This window comes from Roseomonas alba (assembly GCF_019430885.1).
In the GTDB taxonomy this organism is placed as follows: Bacteria; Pseudomonadota; Alphaproteobacteria; order Acetobacterales; family Acetobacteraceae; genus Neoroseomonas; species Neoroseomonas alba.
Genome location: NZ_JAHYBZ010000004.1, coordinates 46757 through 68117 on the forward strand (window position 1 = coordinate 46757; position 21361 = coordinate 68117).

Annotated in this window: 17 protein-coding genes and 1 riboswitch; of the genes, 9 read left to right on the forward strand and 8 right to left on the reverse strand. The window is 69.2% G+C overall.

What is annotated here, in order from left to right:
* The first annotated feature begins 161 nt into the window (after positions 1-161).
* The 8 genes from KPL78_RS12025 to KPL78_RS12060 all read left to right on the forward strand — a co-directional run bounded on the left by KPL78_RS12025 (position 162) and on the right by KPL78_RS12060 (position 11369).
* Complete coding sequence (locus tag KPL78_RS12025; protein WP_219763210.1) at positions 162-587, forward strand: CBS domain-containing protein; 426 nt, start codon at positions 162-164, stop codon at positions 585-587.
* A 69-nt stretch (positions 588-656) separates the two neighbouring features.
* Positions 657-1874 carry a CaiB/BaiF CoA transferase family protein gene (locus tag KPL78_RS12030; RefSeq protein WP_219763211.1) on the forward strand — a complete coding sequence of 406 codons (1218 nt, stop codon included), beginning with the start codon at positions 657-659 and terminating at the stop codon, positions 1872-1874.
* 5 nt (positions 1875-1879) lie between these two features.
* On the forward strand, positions 1880-2689 hold the full coding sequence (locus KPL78_RS12035) for an enoyl-CoA hydratase (RefSeq protein WP_219763212.1): 810 nt from the start codon (positions 1880-1882) through the stop codon (positions 2687-2689).
* Between the two features lie 207 nt (positions 2690-2896).
* On the forward strand, positions 2897-3586 hold the full coding sequence (locus KPL78_RS12040; RefSeq protein ID WP_369412740.1) for an exopolysaccharide biosynthesis protein: 690 nt from the start codon (positions 2897-2899) through the stop codon (positions 3584-3586).
* A gap of 29 nt (positions 3587-3615) precedes the next feature.
* Positions 3616-3830: riboswitch (cobalamin riboswitch) on the forward strand.
* A 214-nt stretch (positions 3831-4044) separates the two neighbouring features.
* On the forward strand, positions 4045-5985 hold the full coding sequence (locus KPL78_RS12045; RefSeq protein WP_219763213.1) for a TonB-dependent receptor plug domain-containing protein: 1941 nt from the start codon (positions 4045-4047) through the stop codon (positions 5983-5985).
* A gap of 473 nt (positions 5986-6458) precedes the next feature.
* A complete protein-coding gene (locus KPL78_RS12050) occupies positions 6459-7532 on the forward strand; it encodes an HlyD family secretion protein (RefSeq protein WP_219763214.1) in 1074 nt (357 codons plus the stop codon).
* Positions 7529-10246: a ribosome-associated ATPase/putative transporter RbbA gene (gene rbbA, locus KPL78_RS12055; RefSeq protein ID WP_219763215.1), complete on the forward strand. Its 2718-nt coding sequence runs from the start codon at positions 7529-7531 to the stop codon at positions 10244-10246. Before KPL78_RS12050 ends, rbbA begins: the two co-directional genes overlap by 4 nt.
* A 1-nt stretch (position 10247) precedes the next feature.
* On the forward strand, positions 10248-11369 hold the full coding sequence (locus tag KPL78_RS12060; protein WP_219763216.1) for an ABC transporter permease: 1122 nt from the start codon (positions 10248-10250) through the stop codon (positions 11367-11369).
* 291 nt (positions 11370-11660) lie between these two features.
* Here the strand turns inward: KPL78_RS12060 and KPL78_RS12065 are convergent, their stop codons facing one another.
* The 5 genes from KPL78_RS12065 to KPL78_RS12085 are packed head-to-tail and all read right to left on the reverse strand — an operon-like array spanning position 11661 to position 18684.
* Positions 11661-12215, reverse strand: coding sequence for a cob(I)yrinic acid a,c-diamide adenosyltransferase (locus tag KPL78_RS12065; RefSeq protein ID WP_219763217.1), 555 nt, complete (start codon positions 12213-12215; stop codon positions 11661-11663).
* A gap of 14 nt (positions 12216-12229) precedes the next feature.
* Positions 12230-13315 (reverse strand): energy transducer TonB, encoded by a 1086-nt coding sequence (locus KPL78_RS12070; protein WP_219763218.1) that lies wholly within the window; start codon positions 13313-13315, stop codon positions 12230-12232.
* Positions 13312-14214, reverse strand: coding sequence for a cation diffusion facilitator family transporter (locus KPL78_RS12075; RefSeq protein WP_219763219.1), 903 nt, complete (start codon positions 14212-14214; stop codon positions 13312-13314). The genes KPL78_RS12070 and KPL78_RS12075 overlap by 4 nt, the downstream gene beginning before the upstream one ends.
* A gap of 24 nt (positions 14215-14238) precedes the next feature.
* On the reverse strand, positions 14239-17742 hold the full coding sequence (gene metH, locus KPL78_RS12080; RefSeq protein ID WP_219763220.1) for a methionine synthase: 3504 nt from the start codon (positions 17740-17742) through the stop codon (positions 14239-14241).
* Positions 17743-17754: 12 nt separating this feature from the next.
* A complete protein-coding gene (locus KPL78_RS12085; protein ID WP_219763221.1) occupies positions 17755-18684 on the reverse strand; it encodes an ArsR/SmtB family transcription factor in 930 nt (309 codons plus the stop codon).
* 67 nt (positions 18685-18751) lie between these two features.
* Between KPL78_RS12085 and KPL78_RS12090 the strand changes: the two genes are divergently transcribed.
* Positions 18752-19081: a hypothetical protein gene (locus tag KPL78_RS12090; RefSeq protein WP_219763222.1), complete on the forward strand. Its 330-nt coding sequence runs from the start codon at positions 18752-18754 to the stop codon at positions 19079-19081.
* Between the two features lie 46 nt (positions 19082-19127).
* On the opposite strand, the gene KPL78_RS12095 is transcribed toward KPL78_RS12090, so the two are convergent.
* From KPL78_RS12095 to KPL78_RS12105, 3 genes are all read right to left on the reverse strand, one after another.
* On the reverse strand, positions 19128-20405 hold the full coding sequence (locus tag KPL78_RS12095; protein WP_219763223.1) for a DUF2254 domain-containing protein: 1278 nt from the start codon (positions 20403-20405) through the stop codon (positions 19128-19130).
* A gap of 23 nt (positions 20406-20428) precedes the next feature.
* Positions 20429-20749 carry a hypothetical protein gene (locus tag KPL78_RS12100; protein ID WP_219763224.1) on the reverse strand — a complete coding sequence of 107 codons (321 nt, stop codon included), beginning with the start codon at positions 20747-20749 and terminating at the stop codon, positions 20429-20431.
* Positions 20750-20839: 90 nt separating this feature from the next.
* Positions 20840-21361 (reverse strand): GNAT family N-acetyltransferase, encoded by a 522-nt coding sequence (locus KPL78_RS12105; protein ID WP_219763225.1) that lies wholly within the window; start codon positions 21359-21361, stop codon positions 20840-20842.

A 21361-nucleotide genomic window follows, 5' to 3' on the forward strand; every position in this document is an offset into this window, starting at 1 on the left:
TGCCATGCGTGCGATGCATCGCGCCACCCGCGAGGCAGGATGGCGACGAATTCCACCACCGCGGAGGCGGCGGAGCGGATATACTGAGACTCGGCACGGCGAAAGCCGGGCCCGCTCGGTTGCCCGTGCCGCACGAAATTGGGTCACGCCGGAGCACCCCCATGAAGGATCGCCCCCTGATCGAGGTGGCGCCGCATCGCGACGTCGTCTGCCTGCTTCCCACCACCACCGTGCAGGATGCCTGTGCCCGCATGCGCGGCTGCGGAACAAGTGCGGCGCTGGTGACCGACGAGGAAGGCCATCTCCTCGGCATCTTCACCGGCCGCGACGCGATCTGCCGCGTCATGGCCGAGGCGCGCGATGCCGCGACCACGCCGATCGGCGAGGTCATGACCGCGATGGTCGAATCCCTCGGCCCACGGGACCGCGCCATCGATGCGCTGCACCTGATGCATGACGGCGGCTTCCGTCACGTTCCCGTGGTCGAGAACGGCCGGGTCCGGAGCCTTGTGCTGCGCAGCGATTTCCGCGCCATCGAACGCGCCCGGATCGAGTATGAGGAGGAGATCTTCGAAGATCTCCGATAGCCGCCCGTCCGATACCCCCCTGGGCACTCCCCCTCACCCGCCCTAGTCTCGCGGCCGAGGAGGACAACCATGCCGGAAAGCCCTATCGACCCGAAGCTCGCCCAGGAGGCGACGCTGCCGCTCGCGGGCATCCGCGTTCTGGATCTGACGCTGGCCCGTGCCGGCCCCACCTGCGTCCGCCACCTGGCGGATTGGGGCGCCGAAGTGATCCGCATCGAACCGCCCGCCCATAATGACGGGCTCGGCGGATCGCGCGAGGGCTACGACTTCCAGAACCTGCACCGCAACAAGCGGTCCATCGCGCTCGACCTGAAGACCGAGGAGGGCAAGAAGGCCTTCTTCGAACTGGCCAAGACCGCCGATGTGCTGGTCGAGAACATGCGCGTTCGGGTGAAGCATCGCCTCGGCATCGCTCCGGAGCAGGTGCATGCAGTCAATCCGCGCCTCGTCTATGCCTCGATCTCCGGCTTCGGCCAGACCGGGCCCTATTCCGAACGCGCCGGCGTCGACCAGATCGCCCAGGGCATGGGCGGCATGATGACCATCACCGGCGAGAAGGGCCGCGGCCCGATGCGCGCGGGCATCCCCTTCGTCGATCTCACCGCGGGCAACCTGCTCGCCCTCGCGGTGATGGTGGCGCTGTGGGAACGACAGAAGACGGGCAAGGGGCGCTGGGTGCACACCTCGCTGCTCGAAGCCATGGTCTTCATGCTCGACCTGCAGGCCGCACGCTACCTGATGGATGGCGAAGTGCCGGGCCAGGCGGGCAACGACCATCCGGTGAACATCCCGATGGGCGCCTTCCCCACCGCGGACAAGCCGGTGAACATCGCGGCCTCCAGTGCCAAGATGTGGGCCCAGTTCGCCGAGGCGGTCGGCCATCCCGAATGGCTCGAGGTCGAGAAGTGGAAAACGCTGAAGGGCCGCAGCGACGACCGCGCCGCCGTCAACGCCGCGATCGCCGAGGTGTTCAAGGAAAAGCCCTCGGAATACTGGATCGACCTGCTGGAACGCATCGGCATCCCCTGCGGGCCGATCAACAAGGTGGATGAGGTCTTCGCCGACCCGCAGGTGCAACATCTGCGCATGGCGATGCCGATCGTGCATCCGACGCGCGGGGACACGCATCTCGTCTCTTCCGCCATCAACATCGAGGGGCATGAGAGCGAGGTGCGCCGCGTGCCGCCGCGCCTCGGCGAACACTCGGCCGAGATCCTGCGGGAGACCGGCTACACCGAAGACGACATCGCCCGGCTGAAGGGCCTCGGCGTCATCATGGAGAGCTGAGGACCATGGAATCCAAGACTCTGGAATTCGCCGAGGGCAAGATCCTGGCCGGGATCAAGGACGGCGTCGGCCGCATCACCTTCAACCAGCCCGAAAAGCGCAACGCCATGTCGGTGACGATGTGGGGCGGCATGGGCGAGGCGCTCGACATCTTCGAGAAGGACGAGACGGTCCGCTGCGTCGTGCTGACGGGCGCGGGCGACATGGCTTTCGTGTCCGGCGCCGACATCAGCCAGTTCGACAAGCTGCGGTCGAGTGCCGATGCGCAGCGCGAATACAGCAAGCAGACGGCGAGCGGGCGATTGAAGCTCGCCACCTTCCCCAAGCCGGTGATCGCGGAGATCCGGGGCTTCTGCATGGGCGGCGGGCTCGGCATTGCCATGTCCTGCGACATCCGCATCGCCGCCGAGGGCAGCCAGTTCGGCATCCCGGCGGCGAAGCTCGGCATCGCCTATGGCTTCGACATGGTGCGCCACCTGGTGGACCTGGTCGGGCCGGCCCATGCCCACATGATCCTGATGACCGGTGAACGCTTCGGCGCCGAGGAAGCCCAGCGCGTCGGGCTGATCAACAAGGTGGTGCCGGCGGCAGCCCTGTCCGAGGAAATCGGCACGCTTACCGCGACCCTGGCGCGCAATGCGCCGCTGTCGCTCTATGCCAACAAGCGCACGGTGCAGGCCGTGCTGCAGGACCGGGCGGATCGCGACATGACGGCGCTGAACGCGGCCATGGCCGCCTGCTTCGACAGTGCGGACTACCAGGAGGGGCGGCGAGCCTTCATGGAGAAGCGCAAGCCCGCCTTCCAGGGCCGCTAGGGCGGCTCGCTTCCGGAGGGAAACCCCCGGATGCGTGACGATCCCGTGGGCATGAGGCTTGGGCGGGCGGCGTGCGTGCCGCCCGCGCCGACGTCGCCTTGCCGAAAAGACATCCTCGCTAAAGTTCCGCCGCCCCGACCCGGTGTGCTACGCCTGCGCCCGCCGGGCGGCCCGTTGCCGTCTCTAGAGTTGGAGCGGAACGCGAGCGTGGACGGATCTCACGACGGGCAGGCTGTGGTGCTGGTTGATACCAAGGACTGCGGCGGGCCCGAGACCTTCGCCGAGGCCCATGCCACCGCACCCATTACCCGCCTGGTGGCAGAGGTCGCCACGCAATGCCCCGGTGAACGCATCACCCTGGGCGAGATGGGCGAGGCCTTCGGGGACCGCGCCTTCGGCCTGCTGATCCTGCTGCTGTGCCTGCCGGGCCTGTTGCCGGGCATGGCCTCGGTCTTCGGCTTGCCGATGCTGATCCTCGGCATCCAGATGGGCCTTGGGTTCCACAAGCCGAAATTGCCGGCCTTCATCGCCCGGCAGTCGCTGAAGCGGTCCGACCTGCTGCGCCTGACGCCGGGGTCCACCACCCGCGTCTCGCGGGCCATTGCGAAGATCGAACGGTGGGTGCGGCCACGCCCCGGCGTCTTCACGGGTGCCCTCGCCGACAAGGCGGTGGGCTGGCTGACCGCCTATGCCGCGGTGATGCTGATCCTGCCCGGGCCTGGTACCAACGGGCCACCGGCCTTCGGCGTCATCGTCATGGCTCTCGGCGTGGTGGAGAATGACAGCAAGGTGGTCGGCATCGGCATGCTGCTGACCCTGCTGGGGAACCTCTTCGCCACAGGGGTGCTGGTCGCCCTCGCCTGGTTCGGCATGGAAGCCCTCGGCTACGTCATGTAACGGATGGACGCGACGCGGGCGGCCGGACTAGGGTCCGCCCATGCGCCGGTGGCCCGAAAGGGCTGAAACGGGAATGCGCGACGCGGTGACCACCGCCAATCCGCAGCTGCCCCCGCAACTGTAGGCGACGGAGACGGCCCCATGTGCCATTGCGCCCCCTTCGGGCGCGAGAAGGCGGGGCCGGACAGCGGGCTGACCCCCGCCCGTCGCGAGCCAGGAGACCGGCCGGCGCAGATGTTGTCTCGCGCGTGCCGGGCGGGGAGCACCGGCGCAACGGACCCAGGTCTGTACCGGTATCCGGTGCCTACCTCCGTCATGCGAGCACGACGCAAGCCCGCCCCGGCCGCTTCGCGGCGCCGGGGCAGAACGCGGACCGTGCAACGGAGGGACACCGGATGAAATCCCGGATCCTCGCCTTGATCGCCCTTGCCCCATGCAGCCCCCTTTGGGCCCCCGCCATGGCCCAGGAGGTGCAGACCACCACCGCCCTGCCCGACATGGTCGTGACCGCAACGCGCGTCCCGACCCCGCGGGACCGGATACCGGCCCCGGTCACCGTCATCGACCGGCAGATGATCCAGGAGAATGGCTACGTCACCCTGGCCGATGCGCTGGCCACCGTGCCGGGCTTCCGGCTGGTGCAGTCGGGCGGGCTCGGCCAGATCGCCTCGGGCTTCGCGCGCGGGGCCAATGCGCGCCAGGTCCTGGTGCTGATGAATGGGGTGCCGGTGAACGACCCCTCCGACCCCAACGGCGCGTTCAATTTCGGCAATGAATTGCTCGGCGACATCGAGCGCATCGAGGTGGTGCGCGGGCCGGTGTCGTCGCTGTACGGGTCCGCGGCGATCGGCGGCGTGGTGAACCTCATCACCCGCTCCGCCCCGGCGGACCGTGTCGCCGCGCCGTATTTCGAGGCCGCCGGCGGGTCGAATTCCACCGTGCGCGGCTTTGCCGGGATCGGCGGGACCATCGGCATGGTGGACTACCAGATCACCGGCCAGGGCCTGTCCACCCGCGGGTCCAACGCCATGGCGCCGCGCTTCTACCAGAATGGCGGCGAACTCGACGGGCTGCGGTCGGCCATCGTCACCGCGCGGCTGGGCCTGACGGTGGGCGAGACCAATCCGGGCGAGATCTTCGGCCGCACCCGCGTCGAGGGCCTGATCCGCGGCCGCCAGAACACGGTCGGGCTGGACGACGTGCCGAATGACGACCCGAACTACACGGGCAACGACGATTCCTGGTTCGGCTACGTGCGGACGGCAACCGACCTGTTCGGCGGGGCCTGGACGACGGGCGTCACCATCTCCGGCACCCACAACCGGCGGCGCTACACGAACTTCCCCGATCCGGGGAATCCGTATTCCAGCGCCGACGACCTCTATCGTGCCAATCGCCGGGCCGCGTCATGGGACAACACGTTGCGCCTGCCCGACGCCGGCGTGCTGACGGACGTGGTCATGCTGTTCGGCGGCCAGTGGGACAAGGAGACCGCCGACAGCGCCAGCGGGTCCGAGTTCTTCCGCACCACGGTCGATGCTTCGCAACGGTCCGGCGCCGGCTATGCCTCGATCCAGGGGCGCTTGTTCGACCGGCTCGATCTGACCGGCGGCGTCCGTTACGACGGGCCGCAAGGCTTCGATGGCTTCACGAGCTGGCGCCTGGGCGCGGTGCTGGCGTTGCCGGAAATCTCCTCCCGCCTGCGGGCTGCGGCCGGCACGTCGTTCAAGGCGCCGTCGCTGTTCCAGCGCTTCGGCGTCATCACCGGCTTCTTCCAGGGCAACCCGAACCTCCGGCCGGAGGACGCCTTCGCCTGGGAAGCCGGGATCGAGACCGACATCGGGTCCTGGATGACCGTCTCGGCGGTGTATTTCGACAGCCGGATCAACAACCTCATCAACTACGACCAGACCTTCACCACGCTGATCAACGTGGACAGCGCGCGCATCCGCGGCGGCGAATTCGCCCTGACGCTGCGGCCGACGGACTGGTTCTCGATGACCGGGGCCTGGACGGTGCAGGAAGCGCAGGACCGGACCACCGACCAGCCCCTGCCGCGCCGGCCACGCAACGTCGCCAGCCTGACCATGCGCTTCGCCGCGCCGCTGCCCTGGGACGGGCCGGCCAATGCGCGCATCGTGGTGGTGCCGGAGGTGCTCTACACCGGCGCATCGCCGGAAGGCGCCTTCGCCCGGTACAACGACGACGGGACCTCGATCCCCGTCGCCGGCAAGAACGACGCCGGCACGGTGGTGAACCTGACGGCGACGGTGCCGATCCTGGAACAGCTCGCGGGCTTCGTGGAGTTCCGGAACCTCGGCAATTCGCGCTTCGAACCGGCGAACGGGTTCGTGATCCCGGGGCGCACCGCGGTGGCGGGGCTGCGCGGGACGTTCTGAGGGCGTTCGGGGGAGTTGCCCCATGAGCGCAGGCATAGCGCAGTGGGGGTGTCGGGAAGGCGTTTGCCCCTCCCCCCCTGCCTTGGCGGCAGTGCCGCCAAGCCCACCAAGGCCGAAAGGCCTTAGGAAACCTCGGCTTGGCACCGGGCATCGCGGGCAGAAAGCGCGCCCAAATCCGCAATTGCGCACAAAGCGCGATGCGAGGGATGCAGCATGCCTCCCCTGCCCGGCGCCAGCTATCCGGCTTTCCGAATGATCCATCATATGGCGGAACGGAATCGGAGGGACAGACCCCTCCGATTCCGTCCCGGGGCCATGACCATCGCAGGTTTCCGCCACTGCCGGGCTTGGCCGCACGATCGCCCGGATCCGCGACGGCGCGTCCGGCGGGCGCCATCGCATCCTCTTGCACTGCCGCAAAGCGCCCACTGATGCGATAGCTATGAGATGCTGCGCCACAGCCAGGCACCGAGATGACACGACCTTCCACGCGTACGATCCTTCTTCTGCTGCTGCTCCTGATCGCCGGGGGCGGCGCCTGGGCCGCTTGGCAGGCCTTCCGGCCGGCCGGGCTGCCGCTGGGCTTCGCCCGCGGCAATGGCCGGATCGAGGGGGTGGAGCTCGATGTCTCCACCAAGATCGCCGGGCGCATCGCCGATATCCTGGTGAATGAGGGCGACCTGGTCGCCGCCGGCCAAGTGGTGGCGCATATGGACACCGCCACGCTGGAAGCGCAGCTGCGCGAGGCCCAGGCCCAGTTGCGGCGCGCCGAGATCGCCATCGAAACGGCCAATGCCCTGGTCACCCAGCGTCAGGCGGAACATACCGCTGCCGAGGCGGTTGTCGCCCAGCGCGACGCGCAGCTCATCGCCGCCCAGCGCCGGCTGGCGCGCACCGAGGAGCTCGCCTCGCGCGGCAACGCCCCGATCCAGACCCTGGACGATGACCGCGCCAGCTATGAAGGCACGCGCGCCGCGCAAAGCGCCGCTCGCGCCCAGGTCGCCGCGGCCGATGCGGCGATCGGGTCCGCCCGGTCGCAGGTGGTCAGCGCCCAGGCGGCCGCCGAGGCCGCGCGCGCGACCATCCAGCGCATCCAGGTCGATATCGACGACAGCGCGCTGAAGGCCCCGCGCGCCGGTCGCGTGCAATTCCGCATCGCCCAGCCCGGCGAGGTGGTCGCGGCCGGCGGGCGCGTGCTGAACCTGGTGGACCTCACCGACGTCTACATGACCTTCTTCCTGCCGACCGTGGACGCCGGCCGCGTCGCGCTGGGATCGGACGCCCGGATCATCCTCGACGCCGCGCCGCAATACGTCATCCCGGCGACGATCTCGCTGGTCTCCGACGTCGCGCAATTCACCCCGCGCACGGTGGAGACCGAGCAGGAACGGCTGAAGCTGGTCTTTCGCATCCGCGCGCGCATCGATCCGGCGCTGCTGCGCGAGCATGTCAGCCAGGTGAAGACCGGCCTGCCGGGCATGGCTTATGTCCGGCTCGACCGCGATGCGGAATGGCCCGCCAACCTGCAGGTGCGGCTGCCGCAATGACCGCGCCGATCGCGCGGCTGGAAGGCGTCGGGCTGCGCTATGGCCGGACGGTCGCGCTGGATGACGTGGCGCTCGACATCCCCGCCGGCGTCATGGCGGGGCTGATCGGGCCGGATGGGGTGGGGAAGTCGTCCCTTCTCGCGCTCGTCTCTGGCGCGCGGGCGGTGCAGGCGGGCCGCGTCACGGTGCTGGGCGGCAGCATGGCTGATGCGCGGCATCGCGACGCGGTCGGGCCGCGCATCGCCTATATGCCGCAGGGCTTGGGGAAGAACCTTTATCCGACGCTGTCGGTCTTCGAGAATATCGACTTCTTCGGGCGCCTGTTCAGCCAGGATCGCGCGGAACGTGAGCAGCGCATCGCCGATCTGGTCGCAGCAACCGGGCTGGCGCCCTTCGTGGATCGCCCGGCGGGCAAGCTGTCGGGCGGCATGAAGCAGAAGCTCAGCCTGTGCTGCGCGCTGATCCATGACCCGGAACTGCTGATCCTCGACGAGCCGACGACCGGCGTCGATCCATTGTCGCGCCGGCAATTCTGGGAACTGATCGGCCGCATCCGCGCCGAGCGTCCGGGCATGAGCGTGCTGGTCGCCACCGCCTACATGGAGGAAGCGGCACGCTTCGACTGGCTCGCCGCCATGGATGGCGGGCGGGTCCTCGCGACCGGCGCGCCGACGGAATTGTTGGCGCAGACCGGCACCGAGACACTGGAGGCCGCCTTCATCGCCCTGCTACCCGAGGCGAAGCGCGCCGGCCACGAAGCAGTGCACCGCCCCCCCTTCGCTTCCCCGGATGGCGAGGCACCGGCGATCGAGGCGCGCGGGTTGACCATGCGCTTCGGCGACTTCACCGCGGTCGATCATGTCAGCTTCCGTATCCGCCGCGGCGAGATCTTCGGCTTCCTCGGGTCCAATGGCTGCGGCAAGACAACGACGATGAAGATGCTCACCGGCCTGCTGCCGGCGAGCGAGGGCGAAGCCTTCCTCTTCGGCGCGCCGGTCGATGCCACCAATCTCGATACGCGGCGGCGCGTCGGCTACATGTCACAGGCCTTCTCGCTCTACACCGAGCTGACGGTGCGGCAGAACCTGGTGCTGCATGCGAAGCTGTTCGGCCTGCCGGCCTCGGCCATCCCGGACCGCGTGCAGGCCATGGCGGATCGCTTCGGCCTCAGCGCCATCATGGACACGCTGCCGGATGCGCTGCCGCTCGGGCAACGGCAGCGGCTTTCGCTGGCCGTCGCCATGATCCACGGGCCGGAGATGCTGATCCTCGACGAGCCGACCTCGGGCGTCGATCCGATCGCGCGCGACGAGTTCTGGCGCATCCTGATCGAGCTCTCGCGCCGCGACCGCGTGACGATCTTCATCTCGACCCACTTCATGAACGAGGCGGAGCGCTGCGACCGCATCTCGCTCATGCATGCGGGCCGCGTGCTGATCAGCGACACGCCGGCCGCGATCGTCGCGCAATCCGGGGCCGCGACACTGGAGGAAGCCTTCATCCACCATCTGGAGGAAGCCGCCGGCCCGGTGACGGCGCCCGCCCCTGCCCCGGTCGCCACCGTCGCGCCCGGCCATGCGTCGCGCCGCGGCTTCGACCTTCGGCGTTTGCTGTCCTATTCGCGGCGGGAGGCGCTGGAACTGCGGCGCGATCCGGTGCGCGCGACGCTCGCGCTGCTCGGCAGCATGATCCTGATGATCATCATGGGCTATGGCATCAGCCTCGATGTCGAGAACCTGACCTTCGCCGTGCTCGACCGCGACCAGACGACGACCAGCCAGGATTACGCGCTGAACATCGCCGGTTCGCGCTACTTCCTCGAACGTCCGCCGATCACCGACCATGCCGATCTCGACCGCCGCATGGAAGCCGGCGAGATATCGCTGGCCATCGAGATCCCGCCCGGCTTCGGGCGGGACGTCGCGCGCGGCCGCGCCGTCGAGGTCGGCGCCTGGATCGACGGCGCCATGCCGTCCCGCGCGCAGACCATCCGCGGCTATGTCCAGGCGATGCATCAGCAATGGGTGACGCAGCGCGCCGAGCGCAACGCCAATGCCAGCGCCGTCACGCCCTTCAGCATCGAGATCCGCTACCGCTACAATCCCGATGTCCGCAGCCTGGTCGCCATGGTGCCCGCGGTCATCCCGATCCTGCTGATGCTGATCCCGGCCATGCTCACCGCCCTGTCCGTGGTGCGGGAGAAGGAGCTGGGTTCGATCGTCAATTTCTACGTCACGCCGGTGACGCGGCTGGAATTCCTGATGGGCAAGCAATTGCCCTACCTGCTGCTCGGCATGCTCAACTACCTGCTGCTGGTGGGCTTGGCGCTGACGCTGTTCGGCGTGCCGCTCAAGGGCAGCTTCTGGGCGCTGACGGCGGCGACGGCGCTGTATCTCTGCGCCTCGACGGCGCTGGGGCTGCTGGCCTCGACCTTCCTGCGCAGCCAGGTCGCGGCGACCTTCGGCACGGCGGTGATGACCATCCTGCCGGCGGTGCAGTTCTCCGGCGTCATCAACCCGGTATCATCCCTGGAAGGCATCGGCGCGCTGATCGGCCACATCTATCCGACGGCACATTACGTGACGATCGCGCGGGGCACCTTCTCGAAATCCCTGGGCTTCGCCGATCTGCAACCCTCCTTCCTGCCGCTGCTGATCGCCGGCCCGCTGCTGATCGCGGTCAGCGCCATGCTGCTGCGCAAGCAGGAACGTTGAGATGCGCCTGTCCCACATCGCGACCCTCGGCGTGAAGGAGCTGCGCAGCCTGCTGCGCGACCCGATCCTGCTGGTGCTGATCATCTATTCCTTCACCTTCGCCATCTACGCGGCGGCGACGGCAATGCCGGAGACCCTGTCCCGCGCCTCCATCGCCATCGTGGACGAGGACCGCTCCCCGGTCGCCCAGCGCATCATCGACGCCTTCCAGCCGCCCTATTTCCTGCCGCCCGCCATGATCACCCAGTCCGAGATGGACGAGCGCATGGATGATGGCCGCGACACCTTCGCCGTCGACATCCCGCCGCATTTCCAGCGCGACCTGCTGGCCGGCCGCCAGCCCGCCATCCAGCTCAACGTCGACGCCACGCGCATGAGCCAGGCCTTCACCGGCAGCGGCTACATCCAATCCATCATCAGCGAGGAGATCGTCGCCTTCCTCCAGCGCTATCGCGCCGTGGACGTGCCCGCGATCGGCCTCGCGCTGCGCGCCCGCTTCAACCCTGTGCTTGAGGAAGCCTGGTTCGGTGCGGTGATGGAGGTGATCAACCAGATCACCATGCTGTCCATCGTCCTCGCTGGCGCCGCCCTGATCCGGGAACGCGAGCACGGCACGATCGAACACCTGCTCGTCATGCCCGTGACACCCTTCGAGATCATGACCGCCAAGGTCTGGGCCATGGCGCTGGTGGTGCTGGTCGCGACCGCGGTCGCCATGACGGTGGTCGTGCAGGGCGCGCTCGGCGTACCGATCCAGGGATCGGTGCCGCTGTTCCTCGCAGGGGCCGCGGTACATGTCTTCGCCACCACGGCGATGGGCATCTTCCTGGGCACCGTCGCACGGTCCATGCCGCAATTCGCTCTGCTGCTGATCCTGGTGCTGCTGCCGCTGGAGATGCTCTCGGGCGGCACCACACCACGGGAGAGCATGCCCACGCTGGTCCAGGTGGTGATGGAAGCCGCGCCGACCACGCATTTCGTCCTGCTGGCGCAGGGGATCCTGTACCGCGGCGCGGGGTTCGACGTGGTGTGGCCGCATTTTGCAGCACTGGCCGCGATCGGGGCGGCGCTGTTCGGGTTCGCGCTGGCGCGGTTCAGGGCGACGATCGGGCAGATGGCGTGAGGTTCGCTGAGGGCTCGACTGTCGAATTGGAGGGGCGCCGCCCCTTCAAACCATCGCGCCAAAGGCCGAAAGGCCTTTGGAAACCTCAACCTGGCGCCGGGCATCGCTGGCAGAATGGGTGCCGAGACCCGCATTTGGGCACGAAGCGCGCTGCGCGGGCCGGCACGCCATCACGGCCCAATACCAGGTGCCTGCGGTCCAGGATGCCCAGCATCCTGGCAAGGTGAGGTCTGGAGAGGGGCGGCGCCCCTTTCCAGTCTTACCTTCGCGCTTGAACAGCGCCGTCCGATCTCACCGCGTCGCCCCCGGCACCCACAGCACGTCACCTCCGGCCGCCGCGTTCAGGTGCCGCGACAACACGAACAGATGGTCCGACAGCCGGTTGAGGTAGCGGATCACCGCCGGGTTCACCTCCTCCGCCCCGGCCAGCGCCACCACCAGCCGCTCTGCCCGCCGCACCACCGTGCGCGCCAGATGCGCATGCGCCGCGCCGGGACACCCGGCCGGCAGCACGAAAGACCGCAGCGGCGGCAGCGCCGCATTCATCGCCGCGATCTCTGCCTCCAGCCGCGCGGATTGCGTGTCGGCGACGCGCAGCCTCGCCCCGGCCTCGCCCGGCACGCAGAGATCCGCACCGACGTCGAACAGCTCGTTCTGGATGCGGGCAAGCATGGCATCCGCCTCGCCTTCGGCATGCAGCCGCACCAGGCCGAGCGCGGCGTTCGCCTCATCCACCGTGCCGAAGGCCTCGATGCGCAGCGCGTCCTTGCGCAGGCGCGTGCCGTCGCCGAGCGAGGTCTCGCCCCCATCGCCCCCGCGCGTCGTGATGACGTCGAGCTTCACCATCGCCTGGTCGTCTCCTATCGGCCGCGCCCGTCCTGCAGGCGGAAATGTACGGCCGTCGTCAGCGTCCCCGCCACCGGAAGGCCGGCGCGCGTTGCTGGGCGGAAGCGCCAGCGTTGCGCCGCCTCCAGCGCCGCGCGATCGAGGGCCGGAAAACCGGAGGTGAGGGCAACCTCCACCCGCGTCACCTGCCCATCCGGGGCGACGCTCACCGCCAGACGCACGACGCCTTCCTCTCCGCGGCGCCGCGCCTCGGCCGGGTAGTCCGGCGGGGCATTGCGGTAGCCGGGATCGGGACCTGGCGGCACCGCCGCGCCCAGAGCGAAGGCGCCGAGCGAACCTTCCGGCGTTGGCCCCTCTGCGCCGGCATCGAGCCGGATGGGGGCCTGGGATTGGCGCGCAGCCTGCTGCTGCCGCGGCTGGCTGGGTCGCTGCGCCGGCTGGGCCTGGGAGGACGGCTGGTCGGCGGGCGGCGGCAGTGGCGGCAACGGCAGGGCGTCGGCCGGGGTCTCCGGTGCTGCGGCAGTCTCGCGCGGCGTCTCCTCGGTCACGTCGGCGGGTTCGGGCGGAGGTGGCGGCGGCGCCGGGGCGGCTTCGGCCGGCGGAGCAGGCGGCGGCAGGAAGCCGTCTGGCGCGGGCGGCAGGGCCGCGACGTCAGGTGCCGCGGCCGGCGGGGGTGGATCCGGGACCACGCTTGGTGACGCAGGCGACAGCGCAGCAACATCGCGCGGTGCCTCGGCCGGCGCGGGCGGGGGCATGGGCGGTGGTGACGGCGGCGCAGCGGCCCGCGGTTCGGCCGGCGGCGCGGGCGGCGCCGGTGGCGCCGGCGGAACCGGAGGCGCCGGGGGACTGGGTGTCTCCACAGCTTCAGCCGGTTCGGCGGATTCAGGCGTGGCGCCGCCGGCACGGGCCACGGTATCAGCGAAGACCAGGGTGACGCCGCCGGACTCGCCCGGCTCGTCCACAGGATCCGCCACCGGCCACAGGATCAGCGCCGCCATCAAGGCGCCATGCAGCAGCGCGGAACCCAGCAGCGCCATCCCCAGCCACCAGGTCGCGCCCCGCCCGGGGCGGGAGGTGGGGCTGCGCGGGGGCGCCTTCACAGCACCGGCACGCCCTTCTGCTTGGCCTTGCCCTCGGGCTCGACATGGATGGTGATGACGGCGGTGTCGAGTTCGGCCTTCAGCGCGGCCTCGATGCGGTCGCAGATGTCGTGGGATTCGCGCACGGTCATCGCGCCCGGCACCACCAGGTGGAACTCCAGGAAGGTGAAGCGGCCGGCATGGCGGGACCGCAGGTCATGGGCCTCGATCGCGCCGGCAGCCTGCTCGGCGACGATGGCGCGGATGCGGTCCATGGTGGCCGAGGGCACGGCCTCGTCCATCAGCCCGCCGACGCTTTCGCGCAGCAGGCGGAACCCGGAAAACAGGATGTTGCCCGCGGTCAGGGCGGCCAGCAGCGGATCGAGCCACAGGGTCCCGGTCAGCGCCACCAGCCCGACGCCCACGATGACCCCGGCGGAGGTGACGACATCCGACCAGAGATGGGCCGCATCGGCCAGCAGGGCCGGCGATCGCAGCCTTCGCCCGCGCCGCCCCAGATGCAGCGCCCATGCGGCATTCACCGCACTCGCCACGGCCGAGATGGCCAGGCCGATCCCCGCCTGTTCCGGCGCTCGGGGCATAAGGAAGGCGCCCCAGGCCTGATGCAGGATCAGCAGCGCCGCGACGATGATCAGCGCGCCTTCGAGGACGGCGGAGAAATACTCCGCCTTGGCATGGCCATAGGGGTGGTTGTTGTCGGCCGGCAGGGCGGAATAGGTCACGGCGATGAGCGCGGCCACGGCAGCGGCCACGTTCACGATGCTCTCCAGCGCATCCGCGAGCAGCGCCACGCTGCCGGTCAGCCACCAGGCCACCGCCTTCAGCGCGAGCACCGCGATCGAAACCACGACGCTGCCGATGGCGAGCGTCGTGGCCCTGCCGAGCCTGCTTTCCGTCATGGGGGCGGGTTTACCGTCCCGGGGCTAGACGGAGAAGTACTTCGCGCGCGGGTGATGCAGGACGATGGCGCTGGTCGATTGTTCCGGGTGCAGCTGCCATTCGTCGCTGATGGTCACGCCGACGCGCTCGGCCTTCAGCAATTGCAGCAGCGGCGCCTGGTCCTCCAGCCGCGGGCAGGCCGGGTAGCCGAAAGAATAGCGGCCGCCGCGGTAGCTTTGCTGCAACATGCGGTCCATGTCGCGGTCGTCCTGGGCGGCGAAACCCCATTCGGCGCGGATGCGCTTGTGGACGTATTCGGCCATGGCCTCCGCCATCTCGACCGACAGGCCGTGCAGGTAAAGGTAATCCTGGTAGCGGTTCTCCTCGAACCATTCGCGCGCCACGTCGGACGCCTTCTGGCCGACCGTGACGACCTGCAGGCCGATCACGTCGCGGCCGTCATCGATGTCGGTGACGAAATCGGCGATGCACTCGCCGTCCTCCTTGGGCTGGCGCGGCAGGGTGAAGCGGGCGGCCTCGGTGGTGCCGTCCTCCTCGAACAGGATCAGGTCGTTGCCCTGTCCCGCACACTTCCAATAGCCGTAGATCGCCTGGGGCTTGAGGATGTCCTGCTCGCCGGTGATGCGCAGCATGCGTTGCAGCACCGGGCGGAGCTCCTGCTTCGCCCAACCGAGGAAATCCTCCAGCGAGCGGCCCTGTTTCCGGAAGCCCCACTGGAACTGATACAGGCTGCGCTCGTTGATGAAGGGCACGACGGCCTTGGGCGCGGCCTCGATCACGCGGGCACCCCAGAAGGGCGGGGTCGGCGTCGTGGTCTCGGCATTCACACGCCGGCGGCGGGCCTGGACGGTGTTGACGTCGACCGGCGCGAAGCCACGGGGATCGGCCTGGCCCAGCACACGCTTCTCGTTGCGCGCCTTGCCCGCACGCTTGGCCTGCAGGGCGGCGAGGTAGTCGTCGAAGCCATTGCCGACCACCTTGTCCATCAGATGCAGGCCGTCGAAGGCATCGCGCGCATAGGCAACGCGGCCCGTCGTGCCGTCCTTGGCATAGGCGCGGGTGCAGTCATCCTCGACATAGTTGCGCGTCAGCGCCGCACCGCCGAGCAGGACGGGGATGTCGAGCTCCTGCCGCGCCATTTCCTCGAGGTTCTCACGCATCACCACGGTGGACTTCACCAGCAGGCCGGACATGCCGATGGCATGCGCGCGATGTTCCTTCGCGGCCGCGACCATGTCGGCGAGCGGCACCTTGATGCCGAGATTGACGACCTTGTAGCCGTTGTTGGTGAGGATGATGTCGACCAGGTTCTTGCCGATGTCGTGCACGTCGCCCTTCACGGTGGCGAGCACGATCGTCCCCTTCTCCTGCCCCGCCACGCGTTCCATGAGCGGTTCCAGATAGGCGACGGCGGCCTTCATGGTCTCGGCAGATTGCAGCACGAAGGGGAGCTGCATCTTGCCCGCGCCGAACAACTCGCCCACCACCTTCATGCCGTCCAGCAGGATGTCGTTGATGATGGACAGCGGCGCGATGCCCTTCGCCAGCGCATCGGCCAGTTCGTCGTCCAGGCCCTTGCGGTCGCCATCGACGATGCGGTCCTTGAGGCGGCCCTCGACCGTCTCCGCCTTCTGCTTCTTCGCCGCATCCGCGGCCTTCCGGCCGGCGAAGATCTCCAGCATCTTCTGCAGCGGATCGTAGCCTTCGGACCGCCGATCGAAGATGAGGTCTTCCGCGACCTTCACCTCCTCGGGCGGGATCTGATGCAGCGGCTTGATCTTGGACACATGCACGATCGCGCCGGTCATGCCGGCCTTCACGGCATGGTCGAGGAACACGCTGTTCAGCACATGCCGCGCGGCCGGGTTCAGGCCGAAGGAGATGTTGGACAGGCCGAGGATGATCTGAATGTCCGGGAACTTATCCCGGATCATGCGGATGCCCTCCAGCGTCCACAGGCCGAGCTTGCGGTCGTCCTCATTGCCCGTGGCGATGGTGAAGGTCAGCGGGTCGATCATCAGGTCCGACTGCGGCAACCCATGCTTGTCGCAGGCGAATTCCACCAGACGGGACGCGATGCGCAGCTTGTCCTCGGCGGTCTTGGCCATGCCGACCTCGTCGATGGTCAGCGCGATGACCGCCGTGCCGAACTTCTTCGCGAGGATCATGCGATCCGTCGCGGCCTTCTCGCCATCCTCGAAATTGATCGAGTTGATGATCGGCTTGCCGCCATGCAGCTTCAGCGCAGCCTCGATCACCGGCGTCTCGGTGGAATCGATGACCAGCGGCGCATTCACGGAGGAGGTGAAGCGGCGGATCACCTCGTTCATCTCCGCCATTTCGTCGCGGCCGACGAAGGCGGTGCAGATGTCGAGGCTGTTCGACCCCTCCCCCACCTGTTCGCGCCCCATGGCGACGCAGCCATCCCAGTCATGCGCCGCCTGGCGTTCGCGCCAGGCCTTGGAGCCGTTGGCGTTGCAGCGTTCGCCGATGGAGAAATACGAATTCTCCTGCCGCAGCGAGACCGAGGTGTAGAGCGAGGCGACGGACGGGACCCAGAACGACTTGCGCGCGACCGGCGCGGGGCGGTGCGACGTGCCGCCGACCTTGCGCAGCATCGCATCCAGCGCGGCGATATGCGGCGTCGAGGTGCCGCAGCAGCCCCCGATCAGATTCACCCCGTCCTCGGTGACGAAACGCTCCATCCAGGTGGCGAGTTCCGCCGCGCCCAAGGGGTAATGCGTCTTGCCGTCCACCAGCTCCGGCAGGCCGGCATTGGGCTGGCAGGAGACGAGGCGCGGCCAGTTCTGCGACAGCCAGCGGACATGCTCGGCCATTTCCTGCGGGCCGGTCGCGCAGTTCAGGCCCATCAGGTCCACGTCCAGCGCGTGCGCGACCGTCGCCGCCGCGCCGATATCGGGGCCAACCAGCAGCGTGCCGGTCGTCTCGACCGTCACCTGCACGAAGATGGGGATGGAGGACTTAGCCTCGGCGCGCGCGATCTTGGCGGCGTTGACCGCGGCCTTGATGAACAGCGTGTCCTGATTGGTCTCGGTCAGCAGTGCGTCCGCGCCGCCGGCGATCAGCCCGCGGCACTGCACCACCAGCGCGGCTTCCAGCGCGTCATAGGCGATGTTGCCGAGCGAGGGCAGCTTGGTCCCCGGCCCGATATCGCCGATCACCCAGCGATGGCGGCCATCCGCGAAGCTCTCCGCCGCCTCGCGCGCGATCTCGACAGCGTTCTTGTTGAGCTCGAACGCCCGGTCCTCCAACTCGAACTCGCCGAGGGTGACCGGCGATCCGCCGAAGGTGTTGGTCAGCACCATGTCGGCGCCGGCCTCGTAGTAGCCGCGATGGATCTCGCGCACGACATCGGGGCGGGAGAGCACCAGCACGTCGGTGCAGTTCTCCTTGCCCCAGAAGTCGCGCTCGACATCAAGGTCCATCACCTGCACGCGGCTGCCCATGCCGCCATCGCAGAGGAGAACGCGGTCACGAAGGGCGTCGAGGAGATGCGGGCGCGACATGGCAGTCGTCCTTCAGGCGGAAACGGAAAGAGCCAGGCGTTCGGCACGCCACAGGCGAACGGGAAGGTCCCCGGGGATGGTCTCGCCGCGCGGCGCGGCGCAGCCGGCCTCGCCGAGCCAGCCGGCCATCTCGGCATCGTCGAAGCCGGGCCAGCGATGCGCATGGGCGCCGAGCAGGTCGGCGCGCTGATGCGGGGCGAGATCGACGATGATGAGCGCACCGCCCGGCTTGAGCACGCGCGACGCCTCGGCGAGCGCGACGGCCGGATCCTCGGCGTAGTGCAGCACCATCTGCAAGGTCACCACGTCGAAGACGCCATCGGGGAGCGGCAGGCGGTACATGTCGGCCTGACGGACGGCGATATGCGACAGGCCGTGTTCGGCCAGGCGCGTGCGCGCGAGGGCGAGCATGTCGCGGGACGCGTCGACGCCGAGGCCTTCCTCGATGCGCGACGCCAGCATCTCCAGCAGCCCGCCCGTCCCGCAGCCGATATCCAGCAGCCGGCCGACGGGCTCCGGCAGGGCATCGAGCAGCGCGGCCTCGATCGCCCGTCCCGGCAGGTTCAGGGCGCGCACCTCATCCCAATCCGCGCCGTGGCGGCGGAAGGAATCCGAGGCAACCCGCGCGCGCTCGGCCGCCAGCCGCGCCGCGGCACGGCGATCGGCGGCCAGAAGCGGGTCTTCCTCCGGCAGGCGCGCGAGGAACTGCCGCGCGAGATCCGCATCCGGCGCAAGCTGGAACCAGGCATTCGCCCCTTCCGGCGTCCGCACCAGCAGGCCGGCCTCGACCAGCAGCTTCAGATGGCGCGACAATCGCGGCTGGGACTGGCCGAGGATCGCCACCAGATCCGACACGCACCAGGCCCCACGCGCACACAGGGCGAGCAGGCGAATCCGCGTGGGCTCGGCCGCAGCGCGGAGTTGGGTCAGCAGGGCGTCCATGGCCCTTCACATCACATAAAGATATCATTATGTCCAGCACGCGATGGCGAATGACCCCCGAATTCCCGTGACGTTCCTGGCCAGCGAGGACGCCTTGGCGTCCTGGTTCGGTGCAGGCGGCCCGACAGCCCTGCTGACCGATAGCGGGTCGCCCGTCACCGGCGCCGTGGCGACCGAACGCTTCGAGGCGCGGGCCCTGCACCGCTTCGGCTGCACCTGTTGCGCCGGCCGTTCGGCGGCGGCAGTGGCGCTCGACCGGCTGTTCCAGGGCCGCGCCCGCGGGCGCAGCCCATGGTTCGACCGTGTCGCGGTTCTCGGGACCGATGCCGCGCGGGACCAGGTGGCCGAGGCGCTGCATGGAGATGCGCTGACGCTCGCGCGGTTCCGGCCAGGCTAAGGCCAGGCCCTGCCGGGAGACCGCCGCGACACCGGTCCTTTCGGTGTCACGACGTCACCAGCACCGCCGTTGCCCGCCGATCAAGGTCCCGCCGTCCGGCCGCATCCCCGATTCCCGACTGTCCGGCCACGAGGGCAAGCCGGACATGTCGCAGCAGGTGCTCACGCCGGGACGGATCCGTTTCCACGTCCAGCGCCTCGTCGATCACCTCGATCATGCGGATCAGGACCGCGGCGTGCGCCGCGCCCGCCTGTCGGATCATGTGGAACATCGCGTCGCACAAACCTGCATAGCTGGTTCCGCGCCGATAGAGCACGACGACATCCTGGCGCAGCAGCACGGCAGGCGGCAGGTGGCGCCCCGCCAGCGCGCACAACGCGGCCCCAAGCCGATCGAGCACCGCGATCGCGGTGAAGGGGTCGTTGATGCCCGGCGAGAGCGCGCGCACCGCGACCTCCACAAGCTGGCGCACCGCGAATTCGAGATCCTGCGCGGCGGCAGGGCGCGGCCCGAGGATCATGGCCGATTGCATGGCCGCTGCGGCGTCGGCGGCCAGGTGGCTGGGCCGGACTTCGGCGATACGTGCGGCCGGATGAAGGAAATCGCCCGGCCGCGCCAGCACCGACAGGGTTGCGTCGCGCTCGGCAGCCCAGTCGGCCAGCAGATCATGGTCGATGGCACGCAGGTAGCCGGTGGCTGCACCGCGCACCGGGGCACCGGGAGGGGGCAGCCCGGCGAGCTGAAGCCCGCCGGGCGCCGGTTCATCCAGGGTCAGGCGTTCGCAGGCGGCCATGAGCTCTTGCTGGACGAAGCCGATGACCGTCTCGACATTGATGCCGCTCGCGACGTGCTGGACGAACCAGGCGAGCGTCGCCGTGCACAACAGCGCCAGCCCCACCGCCAGGGTGAGACCCAGATGCGGCACCGTCGCCGTGTCCGGCGCACCCATGCCACGCTGGAGTTCGAGGCAATAGGCGAAGGTCAGCAGGAACAGGCCGAGCGCCCATTTGTTCCCGGTGTCGCGCAGGAAGTTGCGCAGCAGCCGCGGGCCCATCTGCCCCGAGGTCAGAGACAGCGCGGCGATGGTGATCGAGAAGATCGTGCTCGCCACCGTGATGGCCGAGCCGGCGATGATGCCGAGCAGGTTGCGTGCCCCCGACACATCGTCGGCGAAGACCAGCGCCGGCGGCAGCGGCCCGATCCCTGGAGCTTCGGTGCGCAGGGCAAGTTCGGCGAGCAGGACCCCGGCCAGCGACAGCAGGGCGGGCACCGCCCAGAAGACGTCGCCCACCCATTCCATGATGGCGTAGAGCCGGGTCCTCATCACCCGCGCGATCGGAGGCGCGGTCAGTCCGCCGGCTTCACCGTGCCCTCGCCGAAGCCGTGCTGCTTGCTCGGCCCGGCCCGGTCGAGGTCGAGCGGCCCGGTGAGGTCCTGCAGCGCGAGGGTGATGCGCCGCAGCAGCGTCTCCTCGGCGCCGGGCATGCCTTCCTCGATGGCCACGGAGACATCGGCGGCGTCATAGGCCCAGCGTTGCAGGATCTCGACCTTCTGGGTCGGCGTCAGCGCGGCATGGTCAAGAACCGCCTCGGGTGTCGCAAAAACGGAGGCCGGGTCGAGCAAGGCACGCTCCACATCCGGCGGGCTCGTCGGGTTGCCTGCGGGCATCGCTCCCACTCCCCTCGGTTCCGGGCGGCCCGGCAGAGGCCGCCGCTCCAGAAAGAGATGGGGCTGGGCCGAGCGTGGCGCAACGCGCCGTCATCCCGGCAGGCTGCGCTCGCCTTCGCCCAGGGATTTCTGCATCTGCACCACGTCCACCCAGCGGCCGAATTTCATGCCCACGGCCTTCAGCACGCCGATCTTGCGGAAGCCGAGGGAGAGATGCAGGCCGATGGACCCGATGTTTTCGGAATCGCCGATCACCGCGATCATCTGCCGGAAGCCGCGCGCCTCCGCACGGTCGAGGAGCGCGGCGACCAGCGCCTTGCCCACCCCTTGGCCGCGGATGTCGTCGCGGACATAGATCGAATCCTCGGCGGTGAAGCGATAGGCCGAACGCTCCCGGAAGGGCGCGAAATAGCCATAGCCAAGGACAAGCCCGGCCTCGTCCACCGCGACCAGCCAGGCGCAGCCGGCGGCCTGCACCTTGGCGATGCGGGCGGCCATGGCGGTTTCGGTCGGCGGGGTTTCCTCGAAGGTGCCGGTGCCGTGCCGGACGTGATGGGAGTAGATGGCGGTGATGGCCGGAATGTCGCCCGCGGCAGCGTCACGCAGGTCCAT

Excerpts from the sequence above, each read along its gene's own strand:
- KPL78_RS12085 (WP_219763221.1), bottom strand. The coding sequence starts at position 18,684 with ATGGACGCCCTGCTGACCCAACTCCGCGCTGCGGCCGAGCCCACGCGG.
- KPL78_RS12030 (WP_219763211.1), top strand. The coding sequence starts at position 657 with ATGCCGGAAAGCCCTATCGACCCGAAGCTCGCCCAGGAGGCGACGCTG.
- KPL78_RS12050 (WP_219763214.1), top strand. The coding sequence starts at position 6,459 with ATGACACGACCTTCCACGCGTACGATCCTTCTTCTGCTGCTGCTCCTG.
- KPL78_RS12025 (WP_219763210.1), top strand. The coding sequence starts at position 162 with ATGAAGGATCGCCCCCTGATCGAGGTGGCGCCGCATCGCGACGTCGTC.
- KPL78_RS12065 (WP_219763217.1), bottom strand. The coding sequence starts at position 12,215 with ATGGTGAAGCTCGACGTCATCACGACGCGCGGGGGCGATGGGGGCGAG.
- KPL78_RS12035 (WP_219763212.1), top strand. The coding sequence starts at position 1,880 with ATGGAATCCAAGACTCTGGAATTCGCCGAGGGCAAGATCCTGGCCGGG.
- metH (WP_219763220.1), bottom strand. The coding sequence starts at position 17,742 with ATGTCGCGCCCGCATCTCCTCGACGCCCTTCGTGACCGCGTTCTCCTC.
- KPL78_RS12105 (WP_219763225.1), bottom strand. The coding sequence starts at position 21,361 with ATGGACCTGCGTGACGCTGCCGCGGGCGACATTCCGGCCATCACCGCC.
- KPL78_RS12060 (WP_219763216.1), top strand. The coding sequence starts at position 10,248 with ATGCGCCTGTCCCACATCGCGACCCTCGGCGTGAAGGAGCTGCGCAGC.
- KPL78_RS12045 (WP_219763213.1), top strand. The coding sequence starts at position 4,045 with ATGGCCCAGGAGGTGCAGACCACCACCGCCCTGCCCGACATGGTCGTG.
- KPL78_RS12095 (WP_219763223.1), bottom strand. The coding sequence starts at position 20,405 with ATGAGGACCCGGCTCTACGCCATCATGGAATGGGTGGGCGACGTCTTC.
- rbbA (WP_219763215.1), top strand. The coding sequence starts at position 7,529 with ATGACCGCGCCGATCGCGCGGCTGGAAGGCGTCGGGCTGCGCTATGGC.
- KPL78_RS12100 (WP_219763224.1), bottom strand. The coding sequence starts at position 20,749 with ATGCCCGCAGGCAACCCGACGAGCCCGCCGGATGTGGAGCGTGCCTTG.
- KPL78_RS12075 (WP_219763219.1), bottom strand. The coding sequence starts at position 14,214 with ATGACGGAAAGCAGGCTCGGCAGGGCCACGACGCTCGCCATCGGCAGC.